This window comes from Roseateles sp. (assembly GCF_039929605.1).
Classification (GTDB): Bacteria; Pseudomonadota; Gammaproteobacteria; order Burkholderiales; family Burkholderiaceae_C; genus Pelomonas.
Window position 1 is genome coordinate 1 of the sequence record NZ_JBDSQX010000103.1, and the last position, 19,531, is coordinate 19,531.

The 19,531-nt window shown below is 66.1% G+C and carries 12 protein-coding genes; 7 read left to right on the plus strand and 5 right to left on the minus strand.

Going from position 1 to position 19,531, the window contains the following annotated elements:
• Nucleotides 1-457: 457 nt before the first annotated feature.
• The 5 genes from ABIS05_RS14295 (at nucleotide 458) to ABIS05_RS14315 (ending at nucleotide 6,789) form a co-directional block, all read left to right on the plus strand.
• Complete coding sequence (locus ABIS05_RS14295) at nucleotides 458-3,229, plus strand: TonB-dependent receptor (RefSeq protein ID WP_348009210.1); 2,772 nt, start codon at nucleotides 458-460, stop codon at nucleotides 3,227-3,229.
• A 179-nt stretch (nucleotides 3,230-3,408) separates the two neighbouring features.
• Complete coding sequence (locus ABIS05_RS14300; RefSeq protein ID WP_348009211.1) at nucleotides 3,409-3,888, plus strand: tryptophan 7-halogenase; 480 nt, start codon at nucleotides 3,409-3,411, stop codon at nucleotides 3,886-3,888.
• A gap of 9 nt (nucleotides 3,889-3,897) precedes the next feature.
• Nucleotides 3,898-5,178, plus strand: coding sequence for an alpha-amylase family glycosyl hydrolase (locus ABIS05_RS14305; protein ID WP_348009212.1), 1,281 nt, complete (start codon nucleotides 3,898-3,900; stop codon nucleotides 5,176-5,178).
• Between the two features lie 5 nt (nucleotides 5,179-5,183).
• Nucleotides 5,184-5,921 (plus strand): sugar nucleotide-binding protein, encoded by a 738-nt coding sequence (locus tag ABIS05_RS14310; protein ID WP_348009213.1) that lies wholly within the window; start codon nucleotides 5,184-5,186, stop codon nucleotides 5,919-5,921.
• A 28-nt stretch (nucleotides 5,922-5,949) separates the two neighbouring features.
• On the plus strand, nucleotides 5,950-6,789 hold the full coding sequence (locus ABIS05_RS14315) for a PA4780 family RIO1-like protein kinase (RefSeq protein WP_348009214.1): 840 nt from the start codon (nucleotides 5,950-5,952) through the stop codon (nucleotides 6,787-6,789).
• A gap of 206 nt (nucleotides 6,790-6,995) precedes the next feature.
• Here ABIS05_RS14315 and ABIS05_RS14320 read toward each other — a convergent pair whose 3' ends face one another.
• From ABIS05_RS14320 to ABIS05_RS14340, 5 genes are all read right to left on the minus strand, one after another.
• The gene (locus ABIS05_RS14320) at nucleotides 6,996-9,365 is read right to left on the minus strand and encodes an alpha-amylase family glycosyl hydrolase (protein WP_348009215.1); all 2,370 of its coding nucleotides are present in this window, start codon (nucleotides 9,363-9,365) and stop codon (nucleotides 6,996-6,998) included.
• Nucleotides 9,366-9,370: 5 nt separating this feature from the next.
• On the minus strand, nucleotides 9,371-10,261 hold the full coding sequence (gene malG / locus ABIS05_RS14325; RefSeq protein WP_348009216.1) for a maltose ABC transporter permease MalG: 891 nt from the start codon (nucleotides 10,259-10,261) through the stop codon (nucleotides 9,371-9,373).
• Between the two features lie 278 nt (nucleotides 10,262-10,539).
• On the minus strand, nucleotides 10,540-12,111 hold the full coding sequence (malF, locus tag ABIS05_RS14330; RefSeq protein WP_348009217.1) for a maltose ABC transporter permease MalF: 1,572 nt from the start codon (nucleotides 12,109-12,111) through the stop codon (nucleotides 10,540-10,542).
• 5 nt (nucleotides 12,112-12,116) lie between these two features.
• Nucleotides 12,117-13,277, minus strand: coding sequence for a maltose/maltodextrin ABC transporter substrate-binding protein MalE (malE, locus tag ABIS05_RS14335; RefSeq protein ID WP_348009218.1), 1,161 nt, complete (start codon nucleotides 13,275-13,277; stop codon nucleotides 12,117-12,119).
• 77 nt (nucleotides 13,278-13,354) lie between these two features.
• The gene (locus ABIS05_RS14340) at nucleotides 13,355-14,482 is read right to left on the minus strand and encodes a sn-glycerol-3-phosphate ABC transporter ATP-binding protein UgpC (RefSeq protein WP_348009219.1); all 1,128 of its coding nucleotides are present in this window, start codon (nucleotides 14,480-14,482) and stop codon (nucleotides 13,355-13,357) included.
• Between the two features lie 350 nt (nucleotides 14,483-14,832).
• Between ABIS05_RS14340 and ABIS05_RS14345 the strand changes: the two genes are divergently transcribed.
• Both ABIS05_RS14345 and glgB read left to right on the plus strand, forming a co-directional pair.
• Nucleotides 14,833-17,304 (plus strand): glycogen/starch/alpha-glucan phosphorylase, encoded by a 2,472-nt coding sequence (locus tag ABIS05_RS14345; RefSeq protein WP_348009220.1) that lies wholly within the window; start codon nucleotides 14,833-14,835, stop codon nucleotides 17,302-17,304.
• A 2-nt stretch (nucleotides 17,305-17,306) separates the two neighbouring features.
• Nucleotides 17,307-19,484 (plus strand): 1,4-alpha-glucan branching protein GlgB, encoded by a 2,178-nt coding sequence (gene glgB, locus ABIS05_RS14350; RefSeq protein ID WP_348009221.1) that lies wholly within the window; start codon nucleotides 17,307-17,309, stop codon nucleotides 19,482-19,484.
• Nucleotides 19,485-19,531 lie beyond the last annotated feature (47 nt).

Genomic DNA, 19,531 nt, shown 5'->3' on the forward strand with positions numbered 1-19,531 from the left:
GAGGCGCGGCGAGCTTCGCTCGCCGGCCCACCGCTCTGCTGACACGCCGCCGCGCGGCGTGGTTCCTTCCTTCCTCCCTCGCCTGACCGCTTGCGCATCGCGCGTCCGGTCGACGCAGCCGTGCGCGCTTGGTGCATGGCTGCTGTTCTTGCGCCTCTTTTCGGGCTGTTTGGCTTGGTTTTGAAAACATGTAGTTGCGCTACAAACAATGGCCTTAATCTGGTTTGTATTGAGGCAATCCCCCGTAGAATTGATCATTGTGTGCTGGTTTACCCCCGGTAATCGCGTGAAATCAGGTCGCTTCTTCGCAACGTCTAGGGTTTACGACGGTGCGGTAAAAAATCTAGTTTTGATACAAACTAGGCCGAGACGTTGGGTTCTCGCCCAAAAGTTGTGCGCCGTCGCTGCGGTGCAGCTGCGGGCCAAGCCGCTTTCCAATGAACCAGAGGAGACATTCATGACCTTCAGCAAGAACCAGTTCCGCATCAGTCCGGTGACCGCCGGTTGCGCGCTGCTCATCCTGGCGGCCGGCGCTTCGGCCCAGCAACAGGCGCAGCAACTCGATACCGTGGTGGTCACGGGCATCCGCAAGGGCATCGAGGCCGCCATTTCGGTCAAGAAGAACGCCGACAACATCGTCGAGTCGGTCTCTGCCGAAGACATCGGCAAGCTGCCCGACATCAGCATCGCGGAGTCCATCGGCCGCCTGCCCGGCCTTTCCGCCCAGCGCGTGGCCGGGCGAGCCCAGGTCATCAGCGTGCGCGGTCTCTCGCCCGATTTCGCGACCTCGCTGCTCAACGGCCGTGAGCTGGTGAGTACCGGCGACAACCGCTCGGTCGAGTTCGACCAGTACCCGTCCGAGCTGCTAGCCGGCGTGAGCGTCTACAAGACGCCGGATGGCGGGCTGGTCGGCCAGGGCCTGTCGGGCACCATCGACATGCAGACCGTGCGCCCGTTGAACTTCGGCAGCCGTGTGATCGCCTTCAACGTGCGAGGCCAGAAGAACTCGCTGGGTGGTGCAGCGGGCGCCAAAGGCACGGGCAACCGGGTCAGCGCCAGCTACATCAACCAGTTCGCCGACCGCACCATCGGGCTGGTGCTGGGCTACGCCCACCAGGAAACGCCGACCCAGGAAGAGCAGGTCGGCCTTTACGAGCCCTGGCAATCGCTGGGTGCCGGCTGGCGCCCGGGAGTGGCTGCCGGCACGTTCTATTCGGATGGCATCAAGGCACTGCGCCGCACCGGCGTGACCAAGCGCGACGCCTTCATGGCAACCGCCGAGTTCCGCCCGAGCAAGGACTTCACCAGCGTGGTGGACTACTACCACACCAAGGCCAAGCAGGTAGACACCGCCAACCAGTTCGAGGTCAACCTCAGCGGCTACAACGGTGGCTACAACCCCGGCCTGAACATCACGTCGCCTGTCATCAACGGCAACAACACCTTCGTCGGCGGCACCGCCAGCGGCCTGTACCCGCTGGTGCGCGGCATGTACAACGACCGCAAGGACACCATCGACGCCTTCGGCTGGAACAACAAGCTCAAGCTTGATGGTGGCGGTTCGCTGACGGCCGACGTGAGCTATTCCAAGGCCGATCGCAAGGAGATCAGCCTGGAGAACAACACCCAACTGGCTCCGACCGGCACGACCGCGCCGCTCGACACGCTGAAGCTGAACTTCAGTTCGGACAGCTTCCCGACGCTGACCCCGACGCTCAACTATTCCGACCCGACCAAGCTGTTCCTGCGCGGCACCATCTACGGCTCCGGCTACGGCAAGACGCCCAGCGTCCAAGACGAGCTGAAGTCGCTCAAGCTGGCCGGCAACTTCCCGCTGCCGGATTCGCTCAAGGGCTTCTTCCAGGACGTGGATGTCGGCATCAACTACGCCGACCGCTCCAAGAAGAAGCGTCAGCCCGAGGGCAACATCAACGTGGGCGCGCAGGGTGACACCGCCATTGCGGGTGACCTTCAGTACGCCCCGGTGGACCTGAGCTTCGCGGGCCTGGGCAACATCCCTGCGTGGAACGTGCGGGGCGCCGTGTCGCGCTACATGACCTTCAATCCCAGCGAGACGAGCGCCGCCTACCTGATCCCCAAGGCCTGGAGCGTGTACGAGAAGACCACGACCGGCTTCATCAAGGGCAACATCGACGGCGAGCTGGCCGGCATGCCCGTGCGCGGCAACGTGGGCCTGCAAGTGATCCGTGTGGACCAGTCATCCACCTCGAACTATTGGGACAACAACGCGGCCCCCGGCAGCGAGATCAGGCCCAACACTGACGGCAAGGTGCGCACGGACGTGCTGCCCAGCATGAACCTGGCGTTTTCGCTGGCCGACGACCAGACCCTGCGCTTTGCGCTGGCGCGCCAGATGGCCCGCCCGCGTGTGGACCAGTTGCGCTCGGGCATTGAGTTCGGCGTCGACAACGCAACCGGCAAGCCGGGTGCCAGCGGCGGCAACCCCAAGGCCGACCCGTGGATCGCGAACGCCTTCGACGTGTCCTACGAGAAGTATTTCGGCACCCGTGCATACATTGCCGCCGCGGCCTTCTACAAGGACCTGAAGAGCTACATCTACACGCAGAAGCAGGACGGCTACGACCTGAGCTCGTTCACCCAGACCTACGTGCCGCCTAACACCTGCACGACGCCCGCAGGTCCCAACCAGCCTTGCCCGGCTGCGCTGCCGACCGGTACCTTCACGGCCCCGTTCAACGGCAAGGGTGGCTCGCTGTCGGGTGTGGAGCTCTCGGCCTCCCTGCCGCTGAGCCTGGTGTCCGACATGTTCAAGGGCTTTGGCATCCAGGCCAGCGCCAGCTTCACGAACAGCGGCATCAAGATCCAGGACCCTGAGAGTGCGACCAGCGTGGGCGGTGGCGACATCGCGCTGCCTGGCCTGTCCAAGCAGGTCTACAACCTGACGGCTTACTACGAGGCCAACGGCTTCGAGGCGCGCGTCAGCCAGCGTCGCCGCTCGGACTTCATTGGCGAAATCGGCAACTTCAACGGCGCCCGCACCTTGCGCTACGTGGTGGGTGAGAACATCACCGACCTGCAACTGGGCTACAACTTCAACGACGGTGCCTTCAAGGGCCTGGGCCTTCTTTTCCAGGTCAACAACCTGACCAATGAGGCCTATCGGACCTACGCTGGCACAAAGGATCGCCCGTTGGAATACCAACGCTGGGGCCGTAGCTTCCTGCTGGGCGCGAATTACAAGTTCTGATGCCGCGGCATTGAATGAAGCCCCGGCGTTGCGCTGGGGCTTTTTCAATTCCGGGCCTCTCTTTGTGGCCGGCGAGGCGGCGATGATCCAGACAGACATGAGACAGCCACGATTTCGCGATGCGCCACACCGGCGCTTGCCAGCGCGATGAAGCCGCCATCAGCAGAGCCCGGACGCGCTTGCCTGATCCGCGACATCGTCATCGTCGGCGGCGGCACCGCCGGCTGGATGACGGCGCGCTGCTGGCGAACCTCGACGGCAAGCCGCTGGCCGACCCGCGCCCGCTGCGCTTCACCGCCGGCATGCGCCGCAAGACCTGGCACCGCAACCTCGTCGCCATCGGCCTGGCGGGTGGCTTCCTGGAGCCGCTGGAGTCCACCAGCATGCACCTCGTGCAGCAGACCATCCAGCAGAAGATTGCGCTCTACCAAGCCCACGGTCGCGTGACGCGCTTCAACAGCGAACTGTTCGCCGAGACCGCCTGGCTGCAGGTCATGGCCGGCCAGAACCTGCTGCCCGAGAGCTTCCACCCCTTCGCCGCGCTGCAGCCGGAAGACAGCGTGCACGCCTATCTCGAAGCCGTGCATCGTTCCGTGGCCGGCAGCGTGGCGTTGATGCCCGACCACGCCGACTACATCGCCCGCCACTGCAAAGGCTGAACGACCACCATGCCCAGCCGCCGCACCGTGCTGACTGCCGCCTCGTCCTTCGCCCTGCCTCCCATGAGCGCCCATCAAGACATGCCCCATCTGCCCTGGTCTCGCCAGGCCGTCATCTACCAGGTCAATGTGCGCCAGTACTCGGCCGAAGGCACGCTCGCCGCCGTACAGGCCGACCTGCCGCGCCTCAAGGAACTGGGCGTCGACATCCTCTGGCTGATGCCCGTGCAGCCCATCGGCAAGCTCAACCGCAAGGGCACGCTGGGCAGCTACTACTCGATCAGCGACTACACGGCGGTGAACCCCGAGTTCGGCTCGCTGGCCGATGCCAAAGCCTTCGTCGCGGCGGCGCACGGCCACGGCTTCAAGGTCATTCTCGACTGGGTGGCCAACCACACTGCCTGGGGCCATTCCTGGGCGACGACGCACAAGGACTGGTTCAAGCTCAATGCCAAGGGTGAGGTCTACGCCGTTACCTTCAATGAAGGCCAGCCCAGCGAGGAGCACTGGGACGACGTCATCGCGCTGAACTACCAGAGCGAAGCGCTGCGTGACGAGATGGTCGACGCGATGAAGTTCTGGGTGCGCGAGACCGGCCTGGACGGCTTCCGCTGCGACGTGGCCAGCCTCGTGCCGACCGACTTCTGGGTGCGCGCGCGCAAGGAGCTCGACGCGATCAAGCCGATGTTCATGCTGGCCGAGTCCGACGCCGTGGACCTGCACACCAGCGGCGCCTTCGACATGACCTACTCCTGGGACCTGGTCGACCAGGTGTTCAAGAAGATCGGCAAGGGCGAGGCGGGTGCGCCTTTGCTGCGCGACTGGCTTGCGAAACAACCAGCGGGCTACCCGGCCCACGCCTACCGCATGCGCTTCACCAGCAACCACGACTTCAACTCCTGGCACGGCACCGACGCCGAGCTCTACGGCGACGCCTACCAGGCGTTGGCCGTGTTGACCTTCACGCTGCCCGGCATGCCGCTGATCTACAACGGGCAGGAGTCGCGGCTGGACAAGCGGCTGGCTTTCTTCGAGAAGGATGCCATCGCATGGAAGCGTTATGAGCTGGCCGGCTTCTACCAACAGCTCATCGCGTTCAAGCACCAGCACCCGGCGCTCGCGGCGGGCCAGTACGGCGCGCCGGTGACGCTGCTGCAAGCCCCGGCCGATGTCGTCGCCTTCGAGCGCCGGCTGGGGACGGATGCGGTGCGCGTGGCCGTCAACCTGTCTAGCAAAGAGCAGGCCTGGCAGGGTCACACACTGGCGCCCTGGGGCTGGCATTTAAGCTGACGGCCATGAAGATCCTCATCACCGGCCTCAACGGCACATTGGCGCCCCGCCTGGCAGAGACCTCGCGGGCAGCCGGCCACGAAGTCATCGGCTGGGACCGCGCCGCCGTCGACCAGGACAACCAAGCCTTGTCTGCCGCCTGGCTGTCTGCGCAGGCGGTGGACGCCATCGCCCACCTGGGCATGAGCTCGGCGCGCTTTTGCGGCTGGCTGGCATCGCGCTGCCCTAACTTCCTGTTCACCAGCAGCGTGATGGTGTTCGACCCCGTGCCCGACGGCCCGCACGACATCTTCAGTACGCGCAACTCCAGCAACGACTACGGCCGCTACAAGGCCGATTGCGAAGACGCCGTGCTGCTGGCCAACGAGCGGCCCGTCATCGCCCGCATCGGCTGGCAGATCGACGAGACCCGGCCCGGCAACAACATGCTGCTGACGCTCGACGAATGGCAGCAGCGCGACGGCTGCGTGAAAGCGAGCCGCGCCTGGACGCCGGCCTGCTCCTTCATGACGGACACGGCTGCGGCGTTGCTTGCCCTCATCGAGAAGCCACTGCCTGGCGTGCACCATTTGGACAGCAATGCCGACGAGGCCTGGCGCTTCGACGAGGTGGCGCGGGCGTTGGCGGCCAAGTTCGGGCGCGACTGGCGCGTGGAGGCCCACGACGACTACCAGCATGACCAGCGCCTCATCGGCGGGCCGAGCGGCCTGCCGCCGCTGTCGGCGCGGCTGGCCCGGCTTTGATGCAGTCGACCCAGTCGACAATTGCGCGATGAAAGCACCACCACGCCTGCAGGCATTGATCGACGAAGGCCTGATCGACACGGTCGTCCGGCAGCTCAAGAGCGGCAAGGAAGCCGATGTCTACGTCGTGCGCTGCGGCGACGACACCTGCGCCGCCAAGGTCTACAAGGAAGCCAACAAGCGTGGCTTTCGCCAGGCCGTGGACTACACCGAGAACCGCAAGGTGCGCAACAGCCGCCAGGGGCGCGCCATGGCCAAGCGGACCACCTACGGCCGCCAGCAGCAGGAGGCCGCCTGGCAGAGCGCCGAGGTCGACGCGCTGTACCGCCTGGCCGCAGCCGGCGTGCGCGTGCCGCAGCCGGGCAACTTCCACGACGGCGTGCTGCTGATGGAGTTGGTGGCCGATGAACATGGCGACGCGGCGCCCCGGTTGAACGACCTGGCCTTCAGCGCCGCCGAGGCGCTGCAGCACCACGCCACCTTGATCGACGAAGTGGTGCGCATGCTGTGCGCGGGCGTCATCCACGGCGACCTGTCCGAGTTCAACGTGCTGCTGGCCGCCGACGGGCCGGTCATCATCGACCTGCCGCAGGCCGTGGACGCCGCTGGCAACAACCACGCGCCGCGCATGCTGATCCGGGACGTGAACAACCTGCGCAACTTCTTCGGCCAGTACGCGCCGGCCCTGCTGGGCACGCAGTACGGCCCCGAGATCTGGGCGATCTACGCCGCCGGCCAGCTGGCACCGGGCATGCCGCTGACCGGCCGCTACGAGCGCAAGCCGGGCGCGGTGGATTTGTCCAGCGTGCTGCGCGAGATCGAGGACGCGCGGCTTGAAGAGGCTGAGCGTGTGCTGCGAATGAGCTGAACCGTCAGATCGGCTCGCCCGGCTGCAGCCACCGCTCACGGCGCTGCAGCGGCGTCGCGGCGGGTAGCAGCGGGTAGCTGAGCTTCAGCACCGGCGCGGGCTTGATCGGGTGAGCCTCGGCCGGCAGCGGGCAGCGGGCGATCGCGTCGAGGTTGCGACGCAGGTTGGCCGGCTTGGCGGCGCGGTGCGGCCGAGGGCATTCAGAATCATGGCGTGACGAGAACGCGGCCGAACAAGGGCGGCACGGTGAGTTGGACCCGGCCGTTCTTCGGCGTGACGGCCAGGCCGCCGAGCGCGTCGCGCAACTGGTCGGCAGTGAAGGGCAGGCCCACGCTGACGGTGCGCGGCATGTCGCTGTTGTTGGTCGCCGTGACGGCCCAGGTGTCGCCGAGCTGGCGGGCCAGCACGACGACGTGGTCGTCGACATACAGCGGCGCTCCGAGCGAGCCGTGGCGCAGCACGGGCAGGTCGTGGCGCAGCTTCGTCAGGCGCTTGAACTCCGCGAGCAGTGCTTCGTCGGGCTGGCCGCCTTCGTCGGCCCAGGGGTAGGGCGCGCGGTTGAAGGGGTCGTCGCCCCCGCCCAGGCCCACTTCGTCGCCGTAGTAGATGGTGGGCGAGCCGGGGTAGGTCATCTGGAAGAAGACGGCCAGGCGCAGACGCCGCTTGGCGAGCACGAGGTCACGGTCTTCGCCGAAGTGATGCAGCGCGCGCGGCTGGTCGTGCGTGGACAGCAGGTTCATCAGCGCGAAGAAGCTCTGCGGCGGGTAGGCCTCGCGCATCAACTCCAGGTTGGCGTAGGTTTCGCGGGCCGACTTGCCGGCGGCGTAGTCCAGCACGGCGTTGCGGAAGATGTAGTTCATCGTGCTGTCGAACATGTCGCCGAGGAAGTACTTGCTGGCGTCGAACCAGGTCTCGGCCACCGTCAGCGCGTCGGGGCGCTTGGCCTTCACGGCCTGGCGCCATTCGCGCCAGAAGTCGTCGGGCACCCAGGGCACCACGTCCATGCGCCAGCCGGCCGCGCCGCGGTCCAGCCAGAGGTTGGTGACCGAATCCTTGTCGCTGTAGGCGTAGGCGCGGAAGGCGGGGCTGCTTTTGTCGATCTCCGGCAGGTCGGCCACGCCGACCCAGCCCTGGTACTGCTTGTTCGGGTCCGTCTCGTCGGGCTTGAACTTGAACCAGCTGGCGTACGGCGAGGTGGGATTGATCTTGCCGCCGTCGAAGGCGCCGCCGGCGGGGAAGTTGTTGAAGCGGTTGAAGTAGGGCGAGTCACTGCCGACGTGGTTCAGCGAGGTGTCGGGAATGACGCGGATGCCACGCTTGGCGGCCTCGGCGCACAGCCGCACGAAGTCGTCGTTGCTGCCGAAGGCGGGGTCGATTTCGCGGTAGTCGGCGGCGTCGTACTTGTGGTTGCTGGGCGCGCGGAACACCGGAGTCAGGTAGAGGGCGTTGGCGCCGAGGCTCTTGATGTAGTCGAGCTTGTCGATGAGGCCGGCCAGGTCGCCGCCGAAGAAGTCGTTGTTGAAGAGTTTGTCGGAGCCGTCGCCTGTGTTGGGCTTGAAGGGGCGTTCGTTCCACGTCGCGTGGCGCTCGACGTCGCGATCCTGGTAGCGGTCCTGCGGCCGGCCGCCACCGGGGCGCGGGTCGTTGGCCTTGTCGCCATTGCGAAAACGCTCGGGGAAGACGTAGTAATAGACGAGGTCCTGGGCCCAGCCCGGCACGTGGAAGTCGGGCGCGTAGACCGTCTGGCGGTAGCGCCGCACACGGTTCAGGTTGGCGGGCAGGCGCTCGACGGTCGCTGGCCCCATGGAGCCCTTTTCGCGCGTCCAGTAGATGGTGTCCTTGTTGTTCTGCAGCGCGTACTTGCCTTGGTCGGTCTCGATCTCGAACCAGTAGCCGTAGATGCCGATCTCGTCGAACCGATAGCTCGCCGAGAAGCCCGTGCCCATGCCGCGCGAATGGGGCGTCATGTCGATGCGGGCCAGGGCCTCGTAGGCGAGCTGCTCCTGGTTGCCGGTGAGGTGGCGGCGCTCGATGACCAGGGTGGCGCGCTTCAGGCCGGGCACGTCATTGCCGACGCTGAACTTGATCTCGCTGCCCTTGGGTTGGGCACCGAAGGGCGACTTGGCTTCTGCGGCCCGCGAGTCGAAGTGCGTGGTCAGCGCGGCGCGGTCGGTGATGGGCTGGGGCGGTGTCGGCTTGAAGGTCTTGGGGCCGACGTTCAGGGTTGGCGCGCCTTCGCCGTCGAAGCTCAGCCGCAGCGTGTGCTCGCCGTTGAACTCGCGCTTCAGGTTGGCCGGTGCACCGCGCGCTGGCTGACCCTTGGCATTGGCGGCAAAGGTGAGGGCGGGCGTCCAGTCCTCGTCGGCGAGCTTGAACTCCTGCGTGCCCTGCGCCTTGAGGTTCAAGTAGTAGGCATCGCAGCGGTACTCGAAGGCCTGCTCGTCCTGCGCGGCCCAGTTGTTCAGGCCGCCACGCAGGTAGAGCGTGGCGTCGCCCAGCGGCGGTTTGACGCAGGCGGCCAGGGACACAGGGACGAACGAAAGCAGCGCCGCACAAAGCGCGAAGGTTTTCAGCATCTAAATCAGCCCTTGACGCCGCCCGCCGTCAGGCCGGAGACGATCCAGCGCTGCGCCAGCAGGAAGACGAGCGTGATCGGCAGGCCCGACAGCACGGCCGCAGCCGCGAAGTCGCCCCACAGGAAACGCTGGTCGTGCAGGAAGTATTTGGAGCCGACGGCGAGCGTCAGATTGCCTTCTTCGCGCAGCAGGATGGAGGCCACCGGGTACTCGATGATGGTGCCGATGAAGGCCAGCACGAACACCACCATCAGGATGGGAATGGCCATGGGCAGCAGCACGCGGGAGAAGGCCTGCCAGTGCGTCGCACCGTCGACCTTGGCGTTCTCTTCGATCTCGACGGGGATGGTTTCGAAGTAGCCCTTGATCGTCCACACGTGCGTGGCGATGCCGCCGAGGTAGGCGAGCACGAGGCCGGCGTGCGTCTCTATGCCAAGCGCCGGCACGTAGGTGCCAATGGTCTCGAATATCGCGTAGATGGCCACCAGCGCGAGCACCGGCGGGAACATCTGCAACAGCAGCATGCCGTTGAGCACGGGCTTGTCGAAGCGGAAACTCATGCGCGCGAAGGCGTAGGCTGCGGTCGTGGAGATGGCGACGATGAGCAGGGCTGAGACGGTGGCGATCTTGATCGAGTTCCACAGCCAGGTCAGCACGGGGAAGGGCGGCTGCACGAGGCTGCCGTCGGCGGCTTGGTACGGGATGCCGAGCGCCAGCTTCCAGTGCTCCAGGCTGATCTCGGTCGGGATCAAGCTGCCGGTGGCGAAGTTGCCGGGGCGCAGCGAGATGGACACGACCGCCAGCAGCGGGAAGAGGGTGATGGCGATGAAGACCCACATCACCGCATGCGCGGCGAGGGTCCGCCAGCGGGCTTGTTTGCCGAGGACGATGGCCATGGGTCAGAACTCCAGATGTTTCTGTGTATGGATTGGGATCAGGCCGGGTGGGCGTTCTGCTCCGTGTCCCCCGCCCGCTACGCGGTCTCCTCCTTTACCTGCGCAGCCCGCCCACCCGGCCCGATCCAACACCGGCGGCTTTCCTCGACGCAAAAGACAGGTGGTGTTGGTTGGCGAGTGCGGCGGCCAAGGGACGAAGGTAAAGGAGGAGACCGCGTAGCGGGCGGGGGACACGAAGTCCCTTGGCCGCCGCGCTTGCCAACCCATCGTGGCCTGAATCATCTTTGTGCCTTCGCCGACATGCGGAGGTTGATTAGCGACAGCGCCGCCACCAGGAAGAAGATCAACGTCGAGATCGCCGCTGCCAGCCCAAAGTCGGAGCCCGAATCCCTGAACGCGATGCGGTAGGTGTAGCTGACGAGGATGTCCGTCTGTCCCGCCGGCAGCTTGGTGGACAGGAAGTCCGGCCGGCCGTCGGTCAGCAGCGCGATCAGCACGAAGTTGTTGAAGTTGAATGCGAAGGCGCTCACCAGCAGCGGTGCCAGCGGCTTGATGATGAGCGGCGCCGTGATCTTGAAGAAGTTGGTGGCCGGGCTGGCGCCGGCCAGGGCCGAGGCTTCGTAGAGGTCGGCCGGGATGGACTTCAGAAGGCCCGAGCACAGGATCATCACGTAGGGGTAACCGAGCCAGACGTTGACGATGACGAGCATGGTCTTGGCCAGCAGCGGGTCGGCAAACCACGCCGGCTTGACGCCGAACAGCGCATTCAGGATGGCGTTGATCTCGCCAAAGTTCTGGTTGAACAGGCCCTTGAACACGAGGATGGAAATGAAGCCCGGCACCGCATACGGCAGGAACAGCAGCGTGCGGTAGGTGGTGCGGTACTTCATGCCCTCCCAGTTCAGCATCACGGCGAACAGCATGCCTATTGCCGTGGCGAAGAAGACTGTCAGCGCCGAGAACACCACCGTCCACGAGAAGATGGCCAGGAAGGGGCCGCGGAACTCGGCGTCGAACAGCATGCGGGTGTAGTTGGCCGCGCCGATGAAGGCCTTGAAGCCAGGCTGCAGCACTTCACCCGACGTCGACTCGAAGAAACCGGTGTCGCGGTTGGCCTTGAAGACGGCGCCGTCTGCGGCGCGCGTGAGGCTCTCGTCGGCATTGGCGGTCCACTGCGGTTTGATGGGGCCGAACTCGCGCAGGCCGAGGTAGTGCAGTTCGGTCTTGTCGGGCTGAACGAGGACGAGCTTGCCGAGCGCGTCGCGGTGCTTGATCAGCTCGGGCAAGGGCAGGGCGGCGTCCAGCGGCGTCGAGGCGGTGTCCGCTGCGGCCACATCCACGCGCAGTTCCTTACCGGCGCGCAGCGCCAGTGGCGGCGATACCCAGCGCGGGTTTGCTTCGCCTTCGCTGCGCAGCACGAGGCGGTACTCGGCACCGCTTGCATGCAAGCTGTAGGCCAGCACCTGTTCTTCGACGGCGTCTCGCTGCTCCAGCAAATACTCGCGCACCCGGGCCTCGCTGAGCAGATGGGTGCTGGAGTAGTTGGTGAAGCCGATCTGCGCCGTGTAGACCAGCGGGAAGGCGATGAACACCAGCATGCCGGCGATGCCCGGGAAGAGGTAGCGCCAGGCAAACGCGCCGTTGTTGAGGTAGACGTAGAAGCCCGCCGTGAACAGCGCCAGCAGGCCCACGGCCCAGGCCGCCTGGCCGGTCGAGTAGACGACGAAGACGAAATACAGCGCGGCGAGCATGGCGGCTGCGGCCAGCGGCCAGTGCAGCCACTTCGACAGCTTCTCGGTGAGCGAGGGCGGCAGCGTCGAGTAGGCGCCCTGGCCGAGGGAAGAGGTCACGGCAGTCATTTTTTCAGCAGCATCCGTGCGGCCGCGCCGTCCAGCGCGTCCTTCGGTGATTGCAGTCCGTTGGTGATGGCTTCGAGCGCCGCGTCCATCGCGGTCCAGAAGCGGCCGACCTCGGGGATGTTGGGAATGGGCGCGCCGTTGCGCGCGTTGACCATGCTCGCCGCGATCAGCGGGTTCACCGACAGTTCGGCGTAGAAGGCCTTGTTGGCCGGCACGCCGATGGGCACGTTGGCGTCCAGCACCTTCAGTGCCTCGGGGCGCATCAGGTGGTTCTCGATGAACTCCTTGGCGATGTCCTTGTTCTTGCTCGGCGCCGAGATCATGCAGCCCAGCACGCCGACGAAGCTCTTGCTCGGCTTGCCGGCGATGACAGCCGGGATGGGCGCCACGCCGATGTCGATCTTGGCCTTCCTGGCGTTGTCCCAGGCCCAGGGGCCGGAGATCATCATGGCCACGTCGCCCCGGGCGAAGGCCGCCTCCATCTCGGAGTAGCGCGCGCCCTTGGGCATGTGGCCGTCCTTGACGAGGCGCTCGATCATCTGCGCGCCCGCCAGCGCACCGGCGTTGTTGACGTCGACCTTGCTGGCGTCGAAGTCACCCTGGGCATTGCGGCCGAAGATGACGCCGCCGGCACCGGCCATCATGGGCCAGCTGAAGAAGCTCTTGTTGTAGTCCCACAGCACGGCGTGCTTGCTTTGCGCGGCGAGCTTCTTGTCCAGCGCGATGACCTCGTCCCAGGTCGCGGGCGGGGTGGGCACCAGGGCCTTGTTGTAGATCAGGCCGGTCGTCTCGATGGCGATCGGGTAACCCCAGATGCGGCCGCGATAGCTCAGCGCTGCCCATGCCGTCTCCTCGGACTCAGCCTTGAGCCGCGCCGATGGCCTCAGTGGCGTGAGCAGCCCGGCCTTGGCCCACTCGCCCACGCGGTCATGCGGCCAGCAGAAGATGTCCGGCCCCTTGCCTGCACCGGCTGCCTGCTGGAACTTGTCGGTCGGGTCGACCGGATGCTCCACGACGACCTTGACGCCCGAGACTTTCTCGAAGGCGTCGCCCACCGTCTGCAGGCCGCCGTAGGCCTTGTCGCCGTTGATCCAGACGAGGAGCTTGGGGGTCTCGGCGGCGGCCGCTGAAATTCCGCCACACAGACACAGAGACACAGAGAAATTCAGAAGAGCGCTCAAACCCGTTCTCTCTGTGCCTCTGTGCCTCTGTGGCTGTGTTCTCTTTACAGCTGTCATGCCTGCAGCTCCGGTGCAGCCAGCCGACGCAGCGCCATACCGTGGGCATCGAACACGTACAGCGCCTCGGCCGGCAGATGGAGGTCCAGCGCCTGGCCGTTGCGCAGGCGGTCGACGCCGTTGCGGCCTTCGAATTGGCAGGTCAGCGGTTCTTCAAGGCCGGGGTAGGGCGCGTACGCGAAGGTGATGCCGCCCAGTGACTCGACGAAGGCGACGGTGCTTTTCAGCAGATTGCCCTGGCCGTGGTCGCCACGGCGGATGTGCTCGGGGCGCACGCCTAGCGTGACGGCGTCGCCGGGCTTGGCTGCGCTGCCGTCCACCCGCGCGCGCAGCACGACGCCACTGCCTGCCAGCTTGATGTCGATGTGACCCGCCTCGACGGCCGTCAACTCGCCCGACAGGAAATTCATCTTCGGGCTGCCGATGAAGCCCGCCACGAAGAGATTGCGCGGGTGCTCGTACAGCTCCAGCGGCGAGCCCACCTGCTCGATCTTGCCGGCCGACAACACGACGATGCGGTCGGCCAGCGTCATGGCCTCCACCTGGTCGTGGGTCACGTAGATCATGGTGGTCTTGAGGTCTTCGTGCAGCTTGGAGAACTCGTAGCGCATGCGCACGCGCAGGGCGGCATCGAGGTTCGACAGTGGCTCGTCGAACAGAAATACGTCAGGCTTACGCACGATGGCGCGGCCGATGGCGACCCGCTGGCGCTGGCCGCCGGACAAGTCTTTCGGCTTGCGATCCAGCAAGTGCTCGATGTGGAGAATCTTTGCTGCCGTGCGGACCGCAGTCTCGATCTCGGCCTTGGGCACCTTGGCCAGCTTCAACCCGAAGGCCATGTTGTCGTACAGGTTCATGTGCGGGTAGAGCGCATATGACTGGAAGACCATGGCGATGCCGCGCTCGCTGGGCGGGATGTCGTTGACGACGCGACCGCCAATGGTCAGCTCGCCGCCGGTGATCTCTTCCAGACCCGCGATGGTGCGCAGCAGCGTGCTCTTGCCGCAGCCCGACGGGCCCACGAACACCATGAACTCGCCGTCGCGGATCTCCAGGTCGATGCCGTGCAGGATGCGGATGTCGCCATAGGATTTTTCAACGCCGGTCAGTCGAACGTCTGCCACTTCTAGCCTTTCTTTCGCCCGGCACGCGGGCGCCGGTTTGTCTCTTCAAGTCGGGCTTAATTTCATGTATTTAGCCACGTTTGTAGACAATATACATGTCAAGTTTGACGACAACAACGGCGTCTACCCGTTGAGTTTTTCAGCAAATCCTTATGCATCAACGATTTGCGATGCTTGCCGGGTTTTCCATATGTAGTCAAACTACATGAGCACCTGTCGCTACCCGATACTTAGCCGTCGCTGCCTGTCCGGTAGCATTCTTCCCTTGCCGTTGAGGGCTGGCACTGATGAACACCCGAACCCGCCTTAGCTCCGCGCTGACCGTTGAACGAACTTCCGAGGCCACTGCGATGAAGCCTTCTTCCAAGCCCGCCGCTCCTGTCGTCTCCGCTGAAACCAAGGTGCTGCGCGCCGCATTCGAGAGCGCCTACGAGCGCGAGCTCTCGCAGTCCAGCCACGGCGCCACGCCGCAGGCCGCGCTGCACGCCGCAGCCATCGCCTGCCGCGAGACGCTGGCCCGCCGCTGGGCCACCACGCAGGCGCAAGACGCCCAGCGTGGCGACAAGGCGCCGGTGCGCCGCGTGCATTACCTGTCGATGGAATTCCTGATGGGCCGCGCGCTGTCCAACGCGCTCGCGGCCCTCAAGCTGACCGAGCCGCTGGAAGCCAAGCTGGCCGAGCAGGGCCTGGCCCTGGGCGACGTGCTGGAGCGCGAACCCGACGCCGCGCTTGGCAACGGCGGCCTGGGTCGCCTGGCGGCCTGCTTCCTGGACTCGTTCGCCGAGCTGGAGCTGCCGTCCTTCGGCTATGGCCTGCGCTACCGCTACGGCACCTTCGCGCAAGTCATCAGCCAGGGCCGCCAGCTGGAGCAGCCCGATGACTGGACACGCGACGCGCCGGCCTGGGAGCTGCCGCGCCACGACCTGCGCTTCGAGGTGGGTTTTGGTGGCCGCGTCGAGGCCGATGCCTCCGGCGTGCGCCGTTGGCAGCCGGCCGACAGCATCGAGGCGCAGGCCTTCGACTTCATCGTGCCCGCCCACCACAGCGAGCGCGTCTCCACGCTGCGCCAATGGCAGGCCACGGCCGCGCCCATCTCGTTCAAGCCCTTCTGCGAGGGTGACTACGCCCGCGCCGCCCGCCACCAGGTGCTGGCCGACGCGCTGAACTGGGTGCTCTACCCGGACGACAGCACCGAGCAGGGCCGCGAGCTGCGCCTGAAGCAGGAGGCCTTCCTCGTCAGTGCCTCGCTGCAGGACCTGGTGGCCCGCCACCTGCGAGAGTTCGGCAGCCTGCACGATCTCGGCAAGACCAACGCCATCCACCTCAACGACACGCACCCCGCCCTCGCTCCGGCCGAGCTGATGCGCCTGCTGCTCGACGAGCACGGCCTGGGCTGGGACGAGGCCTGGAGGATCACGCGCCAGGCCGTGGCCTACACCAACCACACGCTGATGCCCGAGGCGCTGGAGACCTGGCCGGTGCGCATGTTCGAGCAGCTGCTGCCGCGTCATCTCGAAATCATTTACGAGATCAACCACCGCTTCCTGGCCGAGCTGGAAGAGCGCTTCCCGGGCGATCACGCCTTCGCCTCCCGCGTGTCCCTCATCGACGAAGGCAGCCACGGCAGCGAGCGCCGCGTGCGCATGGCCTCCGTCGCGCTGGTCGCCTCGCACCGCGTCAACGGTGTCGCGGCGCTGCACTCGGAATTGATGGTGCAGACCATCTTTTCCGACTACGCCCGCGTCTGGCCCGAGCGCTTTCATAACGTGACGAATGGTGTGACGCCGCGCCGCTGGCTGGAGCAGGCCAACCCGCTGCTGTCCACGCTGCTGGACAGCCGCATCGGCGATGGCTGGCGCAAGAACCTGGCCGAGCTGGGCGAGTTGGCCCCGCTGGCCGCCAACCGCGAGCTGGGCGTGGAATTCCTGGCCGTCAAGCGCGCCAACAAGGAGCGCCTGGCAGCAGTCATCCGCCGCGAGGTGGGGCTCAACGTCAATGTCGACAGCCTGTTCGACATCCAGATCAAGCGCATCCATGAATACAAGCGTCAGCTCCTGAACCTGCTGCATGTCATCGCCCGCTACCAGGCCATCCGCGACAACCCTGATGCAGGTTGGGTGCCGCGCACGGTGATCATTGCTGGCAAGGCGGCCTCCGCCTACCAGGCCGCCAAGAGCATCGTGCGGCTGGCGCACGACATCGCCCGCGTCATCAACAGCGACCCGCGCGTGGGCGACAAGCTCAAGCTCGTCTTCCTGCCCAACTACAGCGTCACGCTGGCCGAAAGCATCATCCCGGCGGCCGACCTGTCCGAGCAGATCTCGACGGCCGGCACCGAGGCCTCGGGCACCGGCAACATGAAGTTCGGCATGAACGGCGCGGTCACGATCGGCACCTGGGACGGCGCCAACATCGAGATGGCCGAGGCCATGGGCGTGGAGAACATGTTCGTGTTCGGCCTGCGCGCCGACGCGGTCGCCAAGATCAAGCAACTGGGCTACGACCCGCGTCTGTACGTCGAAGAGAATCGCCAGCTCAAGCGCGTCATCGACGCCATCTCCGCCGGCGTCTTCAGCAATGGCGACACCGAGCGTTATCGCCCCCTCGTCGACAGCCTGCTGCACCGTGATGTCTACCTGCTGATGGCAGATTTCGCCGAATACGTCGCCACCCAGGCCAAGGTCGACACCCTGTTTGCCGACCGCCCCGCCTGGGCTGAACGCGCCTTGCGCAACATTGCCGGCATGGGCCCGTTCTCGTCCGATCGCACGATCGCCGAGTACGTGGACCGTGTCTGGTCCGTTAAAAGTCTCAACACCTGACGATGCTCACAGACGCCGACGTTGACTCCCTGCTGGCGGGCCGCCATGCCGATCCCTTCGGCCGGCTCGGCCTTCATGCGGATGACAGCGGCCGGCTTTGGGTGCGTGTGCTGCTGCCCGGCGCCGACGAAGTCGCGTTGCTAGACGCTGGCAGCGCCAAGCGCATCGTCGAGTTGGAGCGGCGCCGTGGCGACCTCTGGGAGGCGCAGGTGCCGCGCCGCAAGCATCGCTTCGATTACCGGCTGGCCGTGCGCTGGGCCAATGGGGGGGGGGGGGTCTACGCGGACCCGTACAACTTCTATCCCCAGCTCAGCGACGACGAGCTGAAGGCGCTGGCCGAGGGCCGCAACGCCAGGCCCTACCTGAGTCTCGGCGCGCATTTGGTGCAGTACGGCGACGTCAGCGGCGTGCGCTTCGCCGTCTGGGCGCCCAACGCCCGGCGCGTCAGCGTCGTCGGCAACTTCAACAACTGGGACGGCCGCCGCCACCCGATGCGGCTGCGCCACCAGGCCGGCGTGTGGGAAATCTTCGTGCCGCACGCGGCCGAGGGCGATCTCTACAAGTTCGAGATCGTCAGTGGCAACGGCACGCTGCTGCCGCTGAAGGCCGACCCCTACGCCCGCCGCGCCCAGCTGCGGCCCGACACGGCCAGCATCGTGGCGCCGCTGCCCGAGGTCACGCCACTGCCGCGCCAGCGCGAGCGTGCCAACCGGCGCGAGTCGCCCATCAGCGTCTACGAGGTGCATGCCGCGTCCTGGCGGCGTGGCCTGTCGGCCGAGTTCCCGACCTGGGACGAACTCGCCGACCAGCTGCCGGCCTACGTGGCCGACATGAGCTTCACGCATCTGCAGCTGATGCCCGTCACCGAGTACCCCTTCGACGGCTCCTGGGGCTACCAGACGCTCGGCCTGTACGCACCCAGCGCCCGCTTCGGCCCGCCCGAGGGCTTTGCCCGCTTCGTCAAGGCCTGCCACGACGCGGGCCTGGGCCTGCTGCTGGACTGGGTGCCCGCGCACTTCCCCGCCGACCCGCATGGCATGGCCGAGTTCGACGGCACGCGCATCTACGAATACGCGGACCCGAAGGAAGGCTTCCACCGCGACTGGAACACGCTGATCTACAACTTCGGCCGCACCGAGGTGCGCCAGTTCCTGGTCGGCAGCGCGCTGTACTGGATCGAGCGCTGGGGTGTCGACGGCCTGCGCGTGGACGCCGTGGCCAGCATGCTCTACCGCGACTACTCACGGCCTGCGGGCGAGTGGATCCCGAACATCCGCGGCGGCCGCGAGAACCTCGAAGCGATCTCGATGCTGCGCGAGATGAACGAGCATGTCGGCGAGGTCGAAGGTGCCATCACCGTGGCTGAGGAGAGCACCAGCTTCCCCGGCGTCTCGGCGCCCACCTACACCGGCGGCCTGGGCTTTCACTACAAGTGGAACATGGGCTGGATGAACGACACCTTGCGCTACATCGCCGAGGACCCGATCAACCGCCGCTGGCATCACGACAAGATGACGTTCGGCCTGATCTACGCGTTCAGCGAGAACTTCATGCTGCCCATCTCGCACGATGAGGTCGTGCACGGCAAGGGCAGCATGCTCAGCAAGATGCCGGGCGACGACTGGCAGAAGTTCGCCAACCTGCGCGCCTACTACGGCTTCATGTGGGGCCACCCGGGCAAGAAGCTGCTGTTCATGGGCCAGGAGTTCGCCCAGCGCCAGGAGTGGAACCATGCCGAGGGCCTGCCCTGGGGCTTGCTGGAAGACGACCGCCACGCCGGCGTGCAGCGCCTGGTGCGCGACCTCAACAAGCTCTACCGCGACCACACTGCGTTGCACCGGCTGGACTGCGAGGCCGGCGGCTTCGAGTGGATCAGCGCGCATGACGCCGAGCACTCCATCTACGCCTGGGTGCGCCGCGACGGCACGGGGCGCATGGTCATCGTCGTCAGCAACATGACGCCGGTGCCGCGCCAGGGCTACTCGCTGGGCGTGCCCGACGGCGTGACCGCATGGCGCGAGGCGCTGAATACCGATTCGGCCTACTACGGCGGCAGCAATATGGGCAATGGCATGGCCTCGGCCGGCCTGCCCGTGCAGGCCGTGCCGGCGCACGGCCGGCGCCTGTCCATCAACATCAACCTGCCGCCGCTGGCCACTGTGTTCTTCGTCCCGATTTGATTTCCGCCATGTTCAAGAACACAGCCACAGAGACACAGAGGCACAGA

Coding starts and splice junctions, on each gene's coding strand:
- malG (WP_348009216.1), bottom strand. CDS start 10,261: ATGGCCATCGTCCTCGGCAAACAAGCCCGCTGGCGGACCCTCGCCGCG.
- glgB (WP_348009221.1), top strand. CDS start 17,307: ATGCTCACAGACGCCGACGTTGACTCCCTGCTGGCGGGCCGCCATGCC.
- ABIS05_RS14315 (WP_348009214.1), top strand. CDS start 5,950: ATGAAAGCACCACCACGCCTGCAGGCATTGATCGACGAAGGCCTGATC.
- ABIS05_RS14345 (WP_348009220.1), top strand. CDS start 14,833: ATGAAGCCTTCTTCCAAGCCCGCCGCTCCTGTCGTCTCCGCTGAAACC.
- ABIS05_RS14320 (WP_348009215.1), bottom strand. CDS start 9,365: ATGCTGAAAACCTTCGCGCTTTGTGCGGCGCTGCTTTCGTTCGTCCCT.
- ABIS05_RS14295 (WP_348009210.1), top strand. CDS start 458: ATGACCTTCAGCAAGAACCAGTTCCGCATCAGTCCGGTGACCGCCGGT.
- ABIS05_RS14305 (WP_348009212.1), top strand. CDS start 3,898: ATGCCCAGCCGCCGCACCGTGCTGACTGCCGCCTCGTCCTTCGCCCTG.
- ABIS05_RS14310 (WP_348009213.1), top strand. CDS start 5,184: ATGAAGATCCTCATCACCGGCCTCAACGGCACATTGGCGCCCCGCCTG.